At 36.9% G+C, this 17,538-nt stretch carries 12 protein-coding genes, 1 rRNA gene, 2 pseudogenes and 1 other annotated feature (1 of these 16 running past the window's edge); of the genes and pseudogenes, 12 read left to right on the top strand and 3 right to left on the bottom strand.

All coding sequences use genetic code 11. The features are described from left to right. Positions 1–8 precede the first annotated feature (8 nt). Entirely contained in the window at positions 9–2,711 is a 2,703-nt protein-coding gene (locus tag PCY70_RS09940) for an Ig-like domain-containing protein (RefSeq protein ID WP_305767228.1), read from the top strand. Positions 2,712–2,758: 47 nt separating this feature from the next. On the opposite strand, the gene glmS is transcribed toward PCY70_RS09940, so the two are convergent. Next, a complete protein-coding gene (gene glmS / locus PCY70_RS09935) occupies positions 2,759–4,549 on the bottom strand; it encodes a glutamine--fructose-6-phosphate transaminase (isomerizing) (protein ID WP_305767227.1) in 1,791 nt (596 codons plus the stop codon). A gap of 158 nt (positions 4,550–4,707) precedes the next feature. On the opposite strand from glmS, the gene PCY70_RS09930 reads away from it, so the two are divergent. From PCY70_RS09930 to PCY70_RS09910, 5 genes are all read left to right on the top strand, one after another. Beyond that, on the top strand, positions 4,708–5,634 hold the full coding sequence (locus PCY70_RS09930; protein ID WP_305767226.1) for an AEC family transporter: 927 nt from the start codon (positions 4,708–4,710) through the stop codon (positions 5,632–5,634). Positions 5,635–5,716: 82 nt separating this feature from the next. Next, positions 5,717–6,814, top strand: coding sequence for a PucR family transcriptional regulator (locus PCY70_RS09925; RefSeq protein WP_010166083.1), 1,098 nt, complete (start codon positions 5,717–5,719; stop codon positions 6,812–6,814). Between the two features lie 21 nt (positions 6,815–6,835). Further along, a complete protein-coding gene (gene ftsE / locus PCY70_RS09920) occupies positions 6,836–7,531 on the top strand; it encodes a cell division ATP-binding protein FtsE (protein ID WP_010166082.1) in 696 nt (231 codons plus the stop codon). Next, on the top strand, positions 7,524–8,396 hold the full coding sequence (gene ftsX / locus PCY70_RS09915; protein ID WP_010166081.1) for a permease-like cell division protein FtsX: 873 nt from the start codon (positions 7,524–7,526) through the stop codon (positions 8,394–8,396). Before ftsE ends, ftsX begins: the two co-directional genes overlap by 8 nt. Before the next feature lie 3 nt (positions 8,397–8,399). Then, complete coding sequence (locus PCY70_RS09910; RefSeq protein ID WP_305767225.1) at positions 8,400–9,797, top strand: murein hydrolase activator EnvC family protein; 1,398 nt, start codon at positions 8,400–8,402, stop codon at positions 9,795–9,797. Positions 9,798–10,121: 324 nt separating this feature from the next. Here PCY70_RS09910 and PCY70_RS09905 read toward each other — a convergent pair whose 3' ends face one another. After that, the gene (locus tag PCY70_RS09905; RefSeq protein WP_305767224.1) at positions 10,122–10,535 is read right to left on the bottom strand and encodes a hypothetical protein; all 414 of its coding nucleotides are present in this window, start codon (positions 10,533–10,535) and stop codon (positions 10,122–10,124) included. 1,396 nt (positions 10,536–11,931) lie between these two features. On the opposite strand from PCY70_RS09905, the gene PCY70_RS09900 reads away from it, so the two are divergent. The 6 genes and pseudogenes from PCY70_RS09900 to PCY70_RS13865 all read left to right on the top strand — a co-directional run. Then, positions 11,932–12,687: a hypothetical protein gene (locus PCY70_RS09900; RefSeq protein WP_305767223.1), complete on the top strand. Its 756-nt coding sequence runs from the start codon at positions 11,932–11,934 to the stop codon at positions 12,685–12,687. After that, positions 12,681–13,010 carry a hypothetical protein gene (locus PCY70_RS09895; RefSeq protein ID WP_010166077.1) on the top strand — a complete coding sequence of 110 codons (330 nt, stop codon included), beginning with the start codon at positions 12,681–12,683 and terminating at the stop codon, positions 13,008–13,010. Before PCY70_RS09900 ends, PCY70_RS09895 begins: the two co-directional genes overlap by 7 nt. Positions 13,011–13,275: 265 nt before the next feature. Then, on the top strand, positions 13,276–14,082 hold the full coding sequence (gene yabG, locus PCY70_RS09890; protein WP_010166076.1) for a sporulation peptidase YabG: 807 nt from the start codon (positions 13,276–13,278) through the stop codon (positions 14,080–14,082). Positions 14,083–14,644: 562 nt separating this feature from the next. Then, a pseudogene (locus tag PCY70_RS13910) lies at positions 14,645–14,986 on the top strand (DUF3794 domain-containing protein); the annotation flags it as partial. A gap of 855 nt (positions 14,987–15,841) precedes the next feature. Further along, positions 15,842–16,197 (top strand) — a sequence feature (16S ribosomal RNA rRNA prediction is too short). A gap of 202 nt (positions 16,198–16,399) precedes the next feature. Beyond that, positions 16,400–17,128 (top strand): ThuA domain-containing protein, encoded by a 729-nt coding sequence (locus PCY70_RS09885; RefSeq protein ID WP_305766809.1) that lies wholly within the window; start codon positions 16,400–16,402, stop codon positions 17,126–17,128. 12 nt (positions 17,129–17,140) lie between these two features. Then, positions 17,141–17,434: pseudogene (locus PCY70_RS13865) on the top strand (Gfo/Idh/MocA family protein); the annotation flags it as partial. Positions 17,435–17,449: 15 nt separating this feature from the next. Here PCY70_RS13865 and PCY70_RS09880 read toward each other — a convergent pair. Further along, positions 17,450–17,538: ribosomal RNA gene (locus PCY70_RS09880) — 23S ribosomal RNA — on the bottom strand; it runs 2,050 nt beyond the window's last position.

The following is a 17,538-nucleotide window of genomic DNA, read 5'->3' as shown; positions in this document are numbered from 1 at the left end:
AGGATATTATGAAACTAGCACAAAAATTAGCAATTATAGCATTGGGAGCATTTACTTTAATGCCCGTTTTAGCCGAGGGCGTTGCCAACAAGGATGCCAACGTAACTGCCGAAGAAATAGCAAACCACTCTTTTCAGCCTATATCTTTTGAGAACCTCACTGCTGAAAATGTAAAAATTTCGGCCGGCAACAAAGTTGATTATACTATAGAGCCATTCCATGCGACAGACGGTGAAAACGCACTAAAGGTACGGTTTACTGACGGTGGCAATGCGTCGATTACTATCGCTCCAGCAAATGGCAAATCCTGGGATTTTAGTGATAACAGAATGGTGTTGGCATTCGATATTACAAACCCAAACGACAGAACGCATCGACTCACCACAACCATCAAATATGCTGGTGGCTCCAAAGCATATATGAACTCAATTCCGCCACAATCTACTCACACCGTGTATTGCGTATTGGACGAAAGCCTGAGACAACAAGGGGCAGACGCATTGCCTAGCCCTATCGGATTTGACGGAATTATTCCCGGAGAAGGTTGGGGGGCTATGAACAACCCTTCAGAGATCACAGGAATAACTCTTGCCTGGAGCGTTAACGGGCCGGTTGGCTACTATTCATTTGACAACTTTAGAGTTGTAGAAAATCCTCTCTATAATATAGAAGAAACTTATGCAAATATCGTCGACAAATATGGCCAATACGCGCCAAAAGACTGGGCTAACAAGATTTTTAGCGATGAGCAATTAAAAGACGCACAAGCTGAAGAAGAAGCGCAAGTTGCAATTTGGAAAGCCGAGCAAGAAGCGCGAACAGACAGAACCGTTTATGGCGGCTACAAAAACGAAGCATTGCGCCAGGAAGCTACCGGTCATTTTTACCCTACCAAAATTGATGGAGCGTGGACTTTAATAGACCCAGAAGGCTATCCTTACTTTGCCACAGGATTTGGAATCGTTCGCAAAAACGGAATGGACACTTGGGTTCAGGGTCGCGAATACATGTTCGAAGAACTTCCAGAGCGCAACGGCGAGTTTAAGGAACACTTTGGCAGAGCCAGCGGAATACAACCTCCTCATGGTCAAAAGAGCGGCACTTCTTTTTCGTTTTACTCTATGAATCTCGAAAAGAAATATGGCAACGACTGGCTTACGGATTGGGGCAAAATGGCAACCGATCGATTTAAAGCTTGGGGGATCACTTCTATCGGCGCCTGGGCAGAGCCATCACTATTTTTTGGCAAGGGCGATCAGCACAAAACCCCTTATACTGCATTCACTTGGACTACGGTAAATAGTGGAAAACATGTTCGATTATACGATACCGTTCCAGATGCATTCGATCCAGAATTTGAAAAATCCACCATTGCCGCAATCAAGGACCAAGCCGTTCGCTTTGGCATACACAAGGACCCTTATTGCTTCGGCGTCTATGTTGATAACGAATATAAGTGGGGCAACAATATGGCAAACAATCCTCTAGTCGATGCGATTTTTGATGATGACATCGCCAACGAAAAGGCCTATGCTAAGCGCCACTTTATGACTGTTTTCGAAGACAAATACGAAACCATCGAAGCGCTCAACAAATCATGGGGCACAAACTTCGCATCGTTTGAGGAATTCGGCAAACCGTATAAGGGTGACATTCCTGCCGCCGACGCATCAATGGTTGTTAGCGTACTTTCTGATCAATATTACGCCGTTGTAGATAAGGTCGTTACCGAGCTCCTTCCCGGAACTATGTACCTAGGATCTCGAAACACCGAGTGGGGCACTCCTATAGAGGTAATAAAGTCGGCAATCAATTACGTCGATATTCTTAGCTTTAATAACTACAACATAGATATTCAGCGCGAAAATTTTAAATTCGAAGAGTACGACATGCCAATGATCATCGGAGAGTTCTGTTTTTCTGCAACTGACATGGGTCCATTTAGCCCAACAACAATGGCAGTGGTCGACCAACAAGCCAGAGCAGATGCATATACAAACTATGTGGAGTCTGCGTTAAAAAGTGGCAAATTCGTTGGAGTACATTGGTTTCAATATTATGATGAGCCAATTTTGGGACGCTCTTGGGATGGCGAAAACTTCAATTTAGGTTTTGTAGACGTAACCGATCAGCCTTATATGGAGCTTGTGAACGCATCTCGCGAATTGTACGATACTATGTATGAAACCAAATTTAGCCATGTGCCTATGACCAACATCAAAAACGTTCAAACTCAGGTAACGCTCGACGTTGGCTCTTCTATTGCGCTCGATACTATTACATCTCCTCGCAACTTGAACGCAGACGTGAGCTACTTTAGCACAAATAAATACGTCGCCACAGTGGATGACGCTGGCGTTGTTACTGCAGTTGGCGATGGTACTGCAACCATAATTACAAAAAATGCCAATGATCTATTCGTCACCACTTCTACAAACGTCACCGTCGGCGATACACAAAATTTAGATTCCGTGAGATTTGCTGATACCGCAAAAGAGATTGTACTTCAAACTGGCACTGCCATCGACTTAAAAGAATATCTATCGCTAGAAGGACTTTCCGCTTCCGATTTATCTTGGAAATCTTCTAAGAAGGCCATAGCAACAGTTTCAAATGGCATAGTTTCTGCTCACAACGGCGGCCGCGTTAATATTGTTGTCAAAGATAAAAATGGCTTTGCAACAGACTCGGTTAACATTACCGTTCGATAAAATACAAAGAAGCCAATAGTTGTTCACGCTACTGGCTTTTTTTAATGCTATTCTACTGTTACTGATTTTGCAAGATTTCTGGGTTTATCGATATCCAAATCGCGGCTCAGCGCGGCATAGTATGCCATCAATTGGCACGGAACTATTGTAACTAGCGGTGATAAAATCGGGTTTACATCTTCTATCACAATTTGATCCCCCACTGCGCTCAACGATTTTAACGCAATAATGATCGTCTTTGCTCCTCTCGATTTCACTTCTTTTATGTTGGATCTCGTATTTAGGTTGATGTTTTCTTGCGAGATTATCGCAACGACAGGAGTGTCATCTTCGATTAAAGCTATAGTTCCGTGTTTTAATTCTCCCGCCGCAAAGCCTTCCGTTTGTATATACGAAACCTCTTTTAGCTTGAGCGCGGCTTCCACTGCAACATAATAGTCGATATTTCTTCCTATATAAAAGCAATTGCGTTTGGTTAGATAGTTCTCTGCCAACTCTTTGTATGCCGCCTTATTGTTAGTTATTATTTCTAATGCATTTGCCACGATGGAAATATCAGTTTTTATCGATTCAGCATCTACTCCTGCCTCTTTCGCTGCAAGTATCGCCATTACTGCAATTTGTGCGGTATATGCCTTTGTCGATGCAACCGCTATTTCTACTCCCGCATATAGTAATAGCGTATTGTCCGCTTCTCTTGAGAGTGTCGACCCCTTTACATTGGTTATAGTAAGTGATCTATAGCCTAATTTTTTGATCTTCACTAGTACTGCTCTACTATCTGCAGTTTCTCCCGATTGCGATAAAAAAATAAACAATGGCTTTTTGCTTAAAATTGGCGTGTTATATACAAACTCTGATGCTATATGAACTTCTGCTGGTATTTTGGCTATTTGCTCGAACAGTTGTTTTCCTACAAGCCCTGCGTTCATACTTGTACCTGCAGCAATGATGTAGATTCTGTCAGTTTCATTCAGTACATCCGTGATTTTGGGGTCTATGTTATATCCCGCATCATCAAAATATTCTTGTACTATTCTTCTTAATACAAATGGTTGCTCATCTATTTCTTTTAGCATATAGTGAGAATATATTCCTTTTTCCATATCTGCAGCATCGAGGGTTTCTGTATATGGCGAACGCTCTACTTTTATTCCCAGCATTGTATAGATGGCCACTTCTGTAGCTGTTAAAACAACAAATTCGCCATCGTTTAATTCAATCAACTTATTTGTATATTTTATTACACTCATAGCATCCGAGCCTATCATGTTAAAGTCATCTTCTACGCCTAGCAAAAGCGGAGACTTGTTTTTTGCAGCATACATTCGGTCCGGCATGTCTCCATCAATTATTCCCAAAGCATACGACCCCTTTAGCAAACTCATTACGTGGCGTATCGCAACTTCTACCGCCTCTCCTTCTTCAACAAACTTTTCGATTAACGCTACTATTATTTCTGTATCTGTGTCCGAAACAAATTTGTAATCACTTAAATATGTTGCTCGTAATTCTGACTCATTTTCTATTACACCATTATGAACTATTGTAAATCGTCCGTTATTACTCTGATGAGGATGCGCATTTATTTGGCTAGGTTTTCCATGAGTTGCCCATCTAGTATGACCTATGCCCATTTTGGCATCAAATTCCAGATCTACTAAAGTTCTCAAATGCGCCACTCTTCCTTCATCTTTATATACCAGCACTTCTTCTGATGCTAAGCAAATTCCTGCCGAATCATAGCCTCTATACTCAAGCTTGCTTAGCCCGTCAAGTAAAACTTCGGCAACATTATTTTTATATCCTCGTCCTATATAACCAACTATTCCACACATATTTTTCCTCCATTTTATTTAAATTTTGTCTATTCTATAACATATTCTTAAATAACTAACATTGTGACAACAAATTTTTCAAGTGCTTGCTTAATAATTGTATAAAAAAGTACACTAGTTAATATACTATAAATATAACTTTAACGGGGGGTTTAGATATGGACATAGAATTAATATTACCAAGCCTAACTACAATATTTGTTTTACTCATCGTAGGATTCGTTTGCGGAAAATTTGGTTTTTCTGATACAGATTTCACAAAAAAACTCACTTCATTGCTTTTAAAAACTATTTTACCCGTCAATATCTTTTTCGCTATTGTACAACCATTTGACCAAAATAAACTAGTAAATTGTATATTTATTTTATTTTTATCATTTGGCGTGTATATTTGTGCACATATATTGGCAATTATAATTACAAAAGTTCTTCGCATCTCAGACTCAGAAAAAGGCCTTTGGAAATTTGCTATGGTGTTTCCCAATTGCGCATTTATAGGTTTCCCAATATTGGATGCCGTAGTCGGGTCTGACGGTATTTTTTATGGCGGCATTGCTAATATTGCCTATAATGTTTATGCTTTTACAGTCGGAATCTTTATGATCAATAGTTCCAACAAAGGCAAGCACAAAATCAAATTTAAGGAAATATACCTAAACCCTGTTAATATCGCAACTGCTATTGGCTTGGTATGCTTTATATCTAGCGTTGGTGTTCCTAATGTCATTGCCGAACCTCTTATGGTATACGGAAGCCTTATGACCCCCCTTTCGATGTTTATTCTTGGAGCCACTCTTTCTAGAATGAACATTAGAGAATCATTATTAAATTTTCGAGCATATGCTATAAATTTCTTTAGATTAATTTTTGTTCCTGTTATTATCTCTAGCATAATTATTATTTTACCGATAGATCAAGTTTTAAAAGAAGTTCTTGTAGTTCTTGCGGCAATGCCGGCAGCTACCATGACTTTGTTATTTGCAGAACAATACGATTGCGATGTAAAACTTGCTGCTAGTATTGTATTTATAAGCAATATTTTATGCATGATCACTATTCCAGTTTTGCTTGTAGTTTTATTTTAAAAATGTTATACTTAAGGCTTAGTAAAAATTAGGTAATTAAAAGGGTATTAGAAAAATATTATATAATAAAGGGAGAACAACGATGATTACAAACCAAGTATTACAAAATATAGTAGATGGATTAAAAATGATTACCAGACGTGATATATGTATTTTAGATGCTGAGGCCAAAGTAGTTGCCACAACAGGAGAAAGCCTTTTGGGCGAATATAAAGAAGAAGTTAGTGCCTTTATTGTTTCTGCAGCTGACAGTCAAGAGATGCTTGGTTCTTTTTATGTAAAAGTATTCGATGAATATATTGTCGAATATATTGTTGCAGTAAAAGGAGGCGATGATGAAGCATACAAACTTGGCAAAATGACTGCGTTTCAAATCAAAAACTTGCTTATCGCATATAAAGAACGCTTCGATAAAGATAATTTTATTAAAAACCTTTTGCTAGACAATTTGTTGCTAGTTGATATTTATAACAGGGCTAAAAAACTGCACGTCGAAAACTCTGTACCCAGAGTAGTATATCTAATAGAAAATGTTGATGTTGGAGAAGTTAGTATCACAGAAACAGTTAGAAGTCTTTTTCCGGATAAGAATCTAGACTTTGTCACTGCCGTTGATGATAAAAGCATCATTTTGGTTAAAGCTCTTGAATCTAAAAACGAAGAAGAAGTCCAAGAACACGCTGATATTATATATAACACACTATTATCAGAAGCTTTAATTCAAGTTGCTATTGGTGTGGGGACTGTTGTATACGACCTGAAAGATGTTTCCAATTCTTACAAAGAAGCTGCCATGTCCTTAGAAGTTGGAAAAATTTTCAATTACGAAGCAAAAATTTCTACCTATTCAAAACTTGGTGTTGGGCGAATCATCTACCAACTACCTGTCACTTTGTGCCGCATGTTTATCGACGAAGTATTAAAAGGCAAAAAGATCACACACTTCGACGAAGAAACTCTCTCAACAGTAAACAAATTTTTTGAAAACTCTTTAAATGTTTCCGAAACATCCAGACAGTTATATATTCACAGAAATACTTTGGTATATAGATTAGATAAACTTCTTAAAATGACCGGTCTTGATCTTCGTGAGTTTGACGATGCTATTGTTTTCAAAATCACTATAATGGTTAGTCAATATATGGACTATATGGAAAAGCAAAGTATGCCTAAAATATAAACCATAAGATTGGAGAAACAAATGATAGAATTAGCACAAGTTTCTAAAATTTATTCTAACGGAGCGATCGGTCTCAAGACCACTTCGCTTCACATCAAGAAAGGAGAATTTGTATTTGTTACTGGAAATAGCGGTTCTGGCAAATCATCATTTCTTAAATTGATACTTAAAGAAATAGAACCATCAACTGGCATCATTACTGTTAATGGCCGTAATATAGAAAATTTGATACATCGTCAGATCCCCTATTATAGACGACAAATCGGTGTCGTTTTTCAAGATTTTAGATTACTTTATAACAAAACAGTATTTGACAACGTAGCATTTGCTATGCGGGTTATTGGTGCAAAGAAAAAGCATATCAAATATCAGGTACCTATGGCCCTCGCATTAGTGGGGCTATCCAAAAAAGCCAACTGCTACCCCAATGAACTATCCGGAGGAGAGCAGCAGCGCACAGCCATCGCAAGAGCTATCGTTAATAATAACCCTATATTAATAGCAGACGAACCTACCGGAAATCTCGACCCCTCTACTGCGTGGGACATTATGAAACTGCTCTTGGATATAAATAGCAGAGGCGTCACAGTATTAGTCGCATCGCACGAGAGTGACATAGTGACTACATTTAAAAAACGCGTACTAGAGCTTCAAAACGGCGAGATTATAAGCGATCAAAATAATGGTGGATATGGCCAGGAGGAAGAATATGTTTAGTTATCTTCTGGGCGAAGGCATCAAAGGACTATTTAAAAATAAAATGATGACCTTTGCCTCTATTACTACTATAGTTTTATCACTTTTAACTCTAGGAATTTCATATTCTATAGCAATTAACCTTGAATATTTGGTATTACAAATAGAAGACCAGATAGGAATAAGCGTCTATCTAGATGATGCATTTAACAATCAAAATATCCTAGAATTACAAGAAACTATAAAAAATTTAAAATATGTAAAAACAGTAGACTTTATCTCAAAAGATATGGCGCTTAAAACTTTTGCAGGAGACGATTCTTTGCTATATGAAGAATTTAAAGACGACAATCCGCTTCCTGCATCTTTCGAAATTAAATCTACTAATGTGGATTTTCAAAGAGTTGTTGTATCACAATTAGAGCAATTGGGCTTGGACGCCACGTATTTTGTAACTGAAACTCAGGCATTCCTGTCGCTTAATTCTTATATACAACGCTTTTCATTAATATTTATTAGTATACTTATAATTATATCGCTCTTGCTAATTACCAACACAATTAGATTAGCTGTTTTTGTTCATAAAAAAGAGATAGAAATCAAGAAATTTTTGGGAGCAACAGATAATTTCATTCGGATCCCCTTTGTAATAGAAGGAATTTTGATAGGACTTATCGGCGCAACCATTCCTAGTTTTTGTATATACTATATTTACAGATTTGCAGCAGATAAATTAACTCTGGCACTTTCTGACATTATTAATGGTCTTGTTCTCCAAGATCTTAATTTGGTTATGGCTTGGCTTTTACCTGTTTATTTTGCATTAGCAATTAGCATCAGTGTGATAGGAAGCATTATTGCTATTAGCAAACATCTGAAGGTGTAGCCTATGAAAAGACATTTATTATTCATCGGTCTTTTTATATTTGGACTGGAGTCTTTTTTGTTTGCTACAACATCGGACACACCTGCGACCAAAAATTCTGACTCTACCGAAAACACCGCTAATGCTTCAGACGTTAAAGTAGATTCTAGCATTGATAACACTGCTCCAGCCACTGATAACGCTACATCATCTGATGATAATTCTACAGACGTTAAAGTAGATTCTAGCACCGAAAATACTCCTAAACAAACTCATTCTGGACCTACTGCAGAACAGCTAAAAGCTCGGGAAGAAGAAAAACGCAAATTTGAAGAGCATCAAAAGCAAGTAGCAGAAGAACTTAAAATTAAGAAATTAGAATTAGAAAGTAACCAAGATGATATAGAAAAAACTCAACAAGTTATCGATATCAACCTGCAACAACAAGATTTGATAAATGCCGAAATCGATCAATTAGATTTGCAGATCATAACTTTGGAAGAAGAAATCAAGTTATTAGATGAAGAAAGCAGACTCAAAAAACTTGATATTGAAATCACTAAAACCGAACTTGCTCAAGCCGAAATAGATAAGCAACTACATTACGAAGCAACCAAAAACCGCATGGTGCGAATGTATAAAAATAATCGATATGGCTATATTTATCTCCTATTCTCATCATCGAGTTTAATAGAACTTTTAAATAGAAGCTATTATATCAGCATTATTGCCGATATAGATCGCACTGTACTTGCAGAACTCAAGGAAAAACAAAACCTTGTTGCAGCCAAAAAGCTGCAGTTGGATTCTGAATACGAAGCATTGGAGCTGCTTAAAGATTCTGAGTTGAATAAGATCGCAGATCTTTCTACTACAATGGGTACCAAGATGACCAAAATTGCTCAACTCGAAGAAAGCCAATCATCTCTCGAAGATCAGCTCGGCGCATTAGAAATTATAAGCACCGAACTTACAGAAGAGATACAGTCTCTGATAGCCCAAAGCCAGCTTGCATTTAACGGAGCTCTGTTTGTCTGGCCTGTTCCTGGTTGGACTCGCATCAGCTCTGACTATAACCCAAGGCAAAATCCTATATTGAATATACCCGAGTTTCACCAAGGCATTGACATTCCAGCTGCATATGGATCTCCAGTCGTTGCAGCAGCTGACGGAGTGGTTATAATCGCTGGTTGGGTAAATGGATTTGGCTATACTGTTATGATAGATCACGGTGATGGACTAACTACGCTTTATGGACACAACTCTACTTTGAATGTAAATGTTGGGGACTACGTATATGCAGGTCAAAAAATCGCCGGCATCGGTAGTACTGGATACTCAACCGGAAATCATTCTCATTTTGAGGTCCGAGTTCATGGTCAACACACCAATCCTTGGCCATATTTAGGAGGAAAACGCTAACGAAAATCCGATCCCAATCGATACAATTTGCCTAGAATCTACTTTAAGGTACTAATAAAACGAAAAAACTTTTAACTTTTAGCTCAGGTATTTAAAGGACTCTACTCACTTTAAGTACCTTATTTTTTACTTTAGGATTGTCAAGCATTTTTTTATGTGCTAGTATAGTTTGTGTAAGCGGCAGACAACAAATCGACAGCAACACCAGCAAGTCGATATCGAGTCTATAAATAAATGCAACTTAGTCTTTTCACATAATATCCGCTACAACGCACTACATATTACTTATCTACGTAACGCACTACTACTACACTTTACATTTAGCTATACTATATAATAAAGCCTTTGCATCGCTACAACACCAGTAAGTCTTTGCAACTGCAGCTCTACTATATAATAAAGACTTTGCATCGCTACAACACAGTAAGTCTTTGCGACTGCGACTCTACTATATAATAAAGCTTTTGCATTGCTACAACACCAGTAAGTCTTTGCAACTATAGCTCTACTATATAATAAAGCTTTTGCATCGCTATATCCACAGTAAGTCTTTGCAACTGCTACTCTACTATATAATAAAGTCTTTGCATCGCTACAACACCAGTAAGTCTTTGCAACTGCTACTCTACTATTATATAATAAAGCTTTTGCATCGCTACAACACCAGTAAGTCTTTGCAACTGCTACTCTACTATGTAATAAAGTCTTTGCATCGCTACCATCAGTAAGTCTTTGCAACTGCTACTCTACTATATAATAAAGTCTTTGCATCGCTACAACACCAGTAAGTCTTTGCAACTATAGCTCTACTATTATATAATAAGGCCTTTGCATCGATACAACACCAGTAAGTCTCTGCAACTGCTCCTCTACTATATAATAAAGCTTTGCATCGCTACAACACCAGTAAGTCTTTGCAACTGCTACTCTACTATTATATAATAAGGCTTTTGCATCGATACAACACCAGTAAGTCTTTGCAACTGCTACTTTACTATATAATAAGGCTTTTGCATCGCTACAACATCAGTAAGTCTTTGCAACTGCTACTTTACTATATAATAAGGCTTTTGCATCGCTACAACACCAGTAAGTCTTTGCAACTGCTACTCTATATATATATATAATAAGGCTTTGCATCGCTACAACACCAGTAAGTCTTTGCAACTGCTACTTTACTATATAATAAGGCTTTTGCATCGCTACAACACCAGTAAGTCTTTGCAACTGCTACTCTACTACTATATAATAAGGCTTTTGCATCGATACAACACCAGTAAGTCTTTGCAACTGCTACTCTACTATATAATAAAGACTTTGCATCGCTACAACACCAGTAAGTCTTTGCAACTGCTATTGCTCTACTATATAATAAAGACTTTGCATCGCTACAACACCAGTAAGTCTTTGCAACTATAGCTCTACTATATAATAAAGATTTTGCATCGCTACAACACCAGTCAGTCTTTGTAACTGCTACTCTACTATATAATAAAGCTTTTGCATCGCTACAACACCAGTCAGTCTTTGCAACTGCTACTCTACTATTATATAATAAGGCCTTTGCATCGCTACAACACCAGTAAGTCTTTGCAACTGCTACTCTACTATTATATAATAAGGCCTTTGCATCGCTACACCATCAGTAAGTCTTTGCAACTACTCTACTATATAATAAAGACTTTGCATCGCTACAACACCAGTAAGTCTTTGCAACTGCTACTTTACTATATAATAAGGCTTTTGCATCGCTACAACACCAGTAAGTCTTTGCAACTGCAACTCTACTATATAATAGAGCATTTGCATCGCTACAACACCAGTCAGTCTTTGTAACTACTACTAAAATAATAAAATAATAACTAATAAAAGGAGATGAATTATCATGAAAAAGAACATAGGTTTTCTAGCTTTATTAGAGAGATTTAATACTAGTCGCGCTAAAACATATAGGTATTTTAATACTAAGCTGAGTGCGGAGTATCCAAGCAACGATTTTACGGAATTATTCAATAATGAGTTATCTAACAATCCCGCAAATACGGGAGCGGCTGAGCTTTTCTTAGCATCTGCTTTCCTACCAGAATTTATATCTAAAATCAAGGTTAAAAAGAATCCATATATAGAGAAGGTTGTGAATTGTCAATTATTGGAATACCAAACAGCAATGAATACACCTGCAGCAACAGAGCCAAAATCGGTTTCATTAGACGAACAAGAAGCTATTTTTGAAAGTAGTGTACTTGATCTCTTAAATAACAATAATCTAACAATCCAATTTAGTAAAATTACTATCGATGTCAAAAAAATTGAACCAACTGATACCATTATAAGTATTATTAATAATAGTGAAAAAAATAGAATAACTCAAGATACTATCAAAAAATTAAGTACCATAGATACGATCAAAGAGTCTTTATTACTTAATGATGATACAGGAGATACGATCAAAGAGTCTTTATTACTTAATGATGATACGGGAGATGCGATCAAAGAGACTTTATTACTTAATGATGATACGGGAGATGCGATCAAAGAGACTTTATTACTTAATGATGATACAAGAGATACGATCAAAGAGTCTGCACTATTTAATGACGATACAGGAGATACGATCAAAGAGACTTTATTACTTAATGATGATACAGGAGATACGATCAAAGAGTCTGCACTATTTAATGACGATACAGGAGATACGATCAAAGAGACTGCACTGTTTAATGATGATACAGGAGATACGATCAAAAAGTCTTCATCATTTAATGACGATACGGGAGATAAGATTAAAGAGATACAGGAGATACGATCAAAAAGTCTTCATCATTTAATGACGATACGGGAGATAAGATTAAAGAGACAAATAAGAGTACCAAACAACTTCCTGTGCTAAGAGATATCGCACAAGCCATACTTCAAAACGAAATTGAACAAGCTCGTCTTGAACAATTTGAAAAAGATATGGACAAGCATACAAATGTTTTGGAGTCCGAAGAGAAAGTCACAACAAAAGGCAAATTATTCCATCTAGGCGAAAAATTAGCTAGCCTCACGCATCGTGAAAAATTGCGATCTCAGGAGACTTCAAAGTTTCGATTGCGAATCGGAGGTCCGCACATACAGCGTAAAAACAAGATACGAGAACCATCTATTTTCTCTAATCTAGTTTATCTAGAAGACTATCGCGGTTGGCGCAAAACAAATGCATATATATAGAATGCTACATATTACTGATCCCTAATTTTAAAGTATGCGACGAAAACCAAGCATACACGTTGAGAAATTCCACTTGTTATAAGTGAGGTAGTACACGAGACATATATAATAGAAATAGATACGGCAATAGATAAAATAATAAAATAATAGATGCCAAATGCATACTCGAGCTATTAGACCTATTTATTTCTAAAGTATGTATAAAACAACCCCTAAACTTAATAAACATTATAATATGATAGGTAAGTTTGAGGAGTGAATTAAAATGCTAACAGTAGGTGATTATGTTCTTAGACAATCTTATTCAAAAGATATCTTATTCAAAATCGACTACATTACTCGACAACATGTTGCAGTCCTTAAGGGCGTGACATATAGAATACTTGCAGATGCTGATATTAGAGATCTAGTACCAGCCAGCGGACTACGTAGTATACCTAATGAGCGTGACACTATGGATTTAATTGATGCCAATGTATCTAAAGTTCAAGAGGAACATAAGCAGTTAGATACAACACGAATGCGAAAAATAGGCAAAGTTTTGCACATCGACGGTGATGCCTTTTATCTAAATGTCTGCCTAAATTATTATGAGACTTTAGGAATAACAGCAGTAGGTGAGAACGTTGCAGAAACCGTCCAGCCTCGAAAAGTCAAAGAACTAATCGAGAAACATAATCCTGACATTTTGGTTCTGACGGGTCATGACTCTTTGCAAAAGGGGGGAAAAACAAATGAGCTAGAAAATTACAAAAACTCGAAATATTATATCGAGTCAACAAAAGAAGCCAGAAAGATACGACCCACCAGTGATCAATTAGTTATCTTCGCAGGTGCTTGCCAATCCTATTTTGAGGAATTATTATTAGCTGGAGCTGATTTTGCAGCTTCACCAAATCGAGTATTAATCCATGCACTAGATCCTGTATTTATTGTCGAACGAATTGCATATTGTCCTTTTTATAAGGTATTAGATGTAACAGAGGCAATTAAATATACAATTACACAGGGTGGTGTGGGTGGGTATGAAGTCCTAGGCAAAAGCCGCGACGGCGGCCCCATATTTACATAATAAATAACAAGGAGCGTGATATTATAAGCAATTTTACCTTACCCAAATAATTCAACAATTTTATAGATAGGAGGAGGATACCATTGAGATTATAAACCAGTTACCCACACAATTTTATAAATAGGAGGAGGATACCATTGAGATTATAAGCCAATTACCCAAACAATTTTATAAATAGGAGGAGGATACCATTGAGATTATAAGCCAATTACCCAAACAATTTTATAGATATAAGGAGGATACCAACGAGATTATAAGTTACTTACCCAAACAATTTTATAGATAGGAGGATAATAATAATGAGATTATAAGCTACTTACCCAAACAATTTTATAGATAGGAGGATAATAATAATGAGATTATAAGCTACTTGCCCAAACAATCCAAGCAATTTTATAGATAAGAGATAGATAGGAGGTTTGCTTATAAGATAGAGCCGAATCCACAAGATTATTACCTAAACTTTTATTGGGCATAAAAATTGTTAATGTGAATATATATGTATTAGCACAATTTTGTTAAATACAAGCATACAATTTTTAAATTTTGAGGAGGAAAACAAATGGCGGTGGATTTAATAAAAAAATGGATGGATATCACACAAGATACCCACAGCGCTAATTCACAAACAGTTAAAGAGAAAGACTTAATAGTGCCTGACGGTAAATCAGATGTGCATAAAATCCTTTTGTTAGATGGCAAAATCAGGATTGATCAAATCGATATACAAGCCAATCGAATTGTATATCAGGGTCAAGTTGACGTCACCATTCTTTATGTTCCAGAGGGAGAGGACGCTTCAATTGTAAAAATGAGTGGAACCATTCCTCTTGAAGATTTTATGATTGTCGAAGGCTTAGAACCTAGCGACCGTGTCGATTTTCATTTCGATATAGAAAACATACACTTCAATCTACTAAATGAACGTAAAATCAACGTTAAAGTGATTATCGCTCTTGATGCAGTTATGACTAGCACGAAGGAAGTTTCTATAGTAGAAGACATTAAAACAGACGACAACGTACAAAAAAAGGCTAAAGAGGTAAACATAATTACAATGATGCCTTATAAAGAGGAGAAAAGAATTATTAAAGAAAATCTTCAAATTCCTCAAAATAAGCCTGTACTTGGTGAAATACTAAAGCAAACAGCCGATATTATAGAAGAGCAGATTAAAAGAACTGACGACGAGATAGAATTTAGTTGCAAAATAGAAGTCTCTACATTATATAAATCAGCCGAAGACGAGAAGACTCTAGAAGTAGTTACCCATAAAATTCCTGTTAACGATGTAAAGATAGATTTGGCTCGTGATGAAAACGAAGCCTATATTACCTGTGAGCTAGATATCGTTCCGACATACGATCCACAAATCAGTCCAGACTACGATGGCGAAGACAGAATGATTGAAACAGAATATATTTTGACTGCCAAGTATACGACTTATAATAATGAAAAGACTGAGATTATTGATGACATATATTGTCCTGGCAAAAAGGTCAATATTAGTAGCAACAACGAGACATATCAAAATCTAATTTTTAAAGACATCACCATTGCTTCCAAAAAAGTAAATTTAAATGCCGAAGGTTTAAGCCCAGAAAATAACAAAATATTCACAACCGAAATGAAAGTTAAGGTAGAAGACAAAGTATTGGACGGAAGCATATTAACAATCGAAGGATTTGTTGAAATTTTAATAACCTATATAAGCGAAAATGGAGTCAACAAAATTGGTGTCTTCGAAGACGCTATCCCTTTTGAAATTAGCACTCCAACTGCAGTTAGCACAGGAACTTACACAATCAATGTACGCTTACAATGGCTGCTACAAAAGGGAAGCATACAGCGGTAACGTGAAGCAAACCCCAAAAAAGCAGTCCCAGTTCGGATTGTGGTCTGCAACTCGACCACATGAAGTTGGAATCGCTAGTAATCGCGAATCAGAATGTCGCGGTGAATACGTTCCCGGGTCTTGTACACACCGCCCGTCACACCATGGAAGTTGAGGGGGCCCAACGTCAGTGACCTAACCGCAAGGAGGGAGCTGCCTAAGGCAAAATCAATGACTGGGGTGAAGTCGTAACAAGGTAGCCGTATCGGAAGGTGCGGCTGGATCACCTCCTTTCTAAGGAAAACAATCGAAGTTTGGCTTGATACTGTTTTATTTTGAATATTTAATTATAAAAAAATGGAGAGTCTTGAAAAATTTCAAGGCTTTTTTTTATACATATTTTAAAAAGACCTTTACTTTTAATGTTGTTAATGGTAAAATTAACCAGTCGAATAGACAACTATATTGTGTAGGTGGTGTAATATGAAGAAAGCATTAATTGTTTGGGGCGGTTGGGATGGTCATGAACCAGAACTTGTTGCCAATCGTTTTGCTGGAATTTTACGTACTGAAGGTTTTGAAGTTGAAATATCTAATACACTAGAATCATTTGATGATTTAGAGAAGTTGAAAGAACTAGATTTGATTATACCATGTGTAACAATGAGCGAATTATCAGGTCCTAGAGGACAAAATGTTTCAAAAGCAGTTGGGTCTGGAGTGGGTATGGCAGGTTGCCATGGCGGAATGTGTGATGCGTTTAGAAATTCTGTGCTATGGCAGTTTATTACAGGTGCTAATTGGGTTTCTCATCCAGGTGGTGGCAAAACCGAGTATATGGTAAATATATCTTCGTATTCTAACCCCATTACTGAAGGAATTAGCGATTTTCCTGTTGTTAGTGAACAATATTATTTACATGTTGATCCAGCAATAGAAGTTTTGGCAACGACACGTTTTCCGCATCCGGATATTCCGTTTTATCACATATCAAATAAACCAATTGATATGCCTGTTGCATGGACGAAAATGTGGGGGAATGGTCGAATTTTCTACACTTCGCTAGGTCATAATGATAGTGTCTTTGATAAACACCCATCTTCTCAAGAAATTATGAAGCGTGGTATGCTTTGGGCTGCCGAAGGTAAAGCATATACAGTGGAAAATAATCTAGACACTAAAAAATTTGAAAGTGATAAAAAAATGTTCTAATTGGAGGTTATTATGCAAAAGGTAGCATTAGTAGGTTGTGGAGCAATAAGTGGAATTTATTTAAAAAATATTACGAATGTATTTAATAACTTAGAATTTACAGGCGTTTGCGATTTGATACCAGAACGAGCACAAAAGGCTAGTGAAGAATATAATATACCGAAAATTTATAAAGATGTGAATGAAGTTGTTGCTGATCCAGAAGTTGATATAGTGTTAAATTTAACAAGACCTTATGAGCATTTTGATGTCGCGGCTTGTGCAATTAAAGCTGGAAAACACGTATATAGCGAAAAACCTTTAGGTGCGTCTCTCGAAGAAGGTGTCGAGCTTATGAGACTTGCCAAAGAACACAATGTATTGCTAGGTGGAGCACCGGACACATTTTTAGGTGCATTTTTAGGTGCAGG

The organism is Candidatus Epulonipiscium viviparus (assembly GCF_030708075.1).
GTDB lineage: Bacteria > Bacillota > Clostridia > Lachnospirales > Cellulosilyticaceae > Epulonipiscioides > Epulonipiscioides viviparus.
This window is presented reverse-complemented; position numbering and strand designations above follow the sequence as displayed.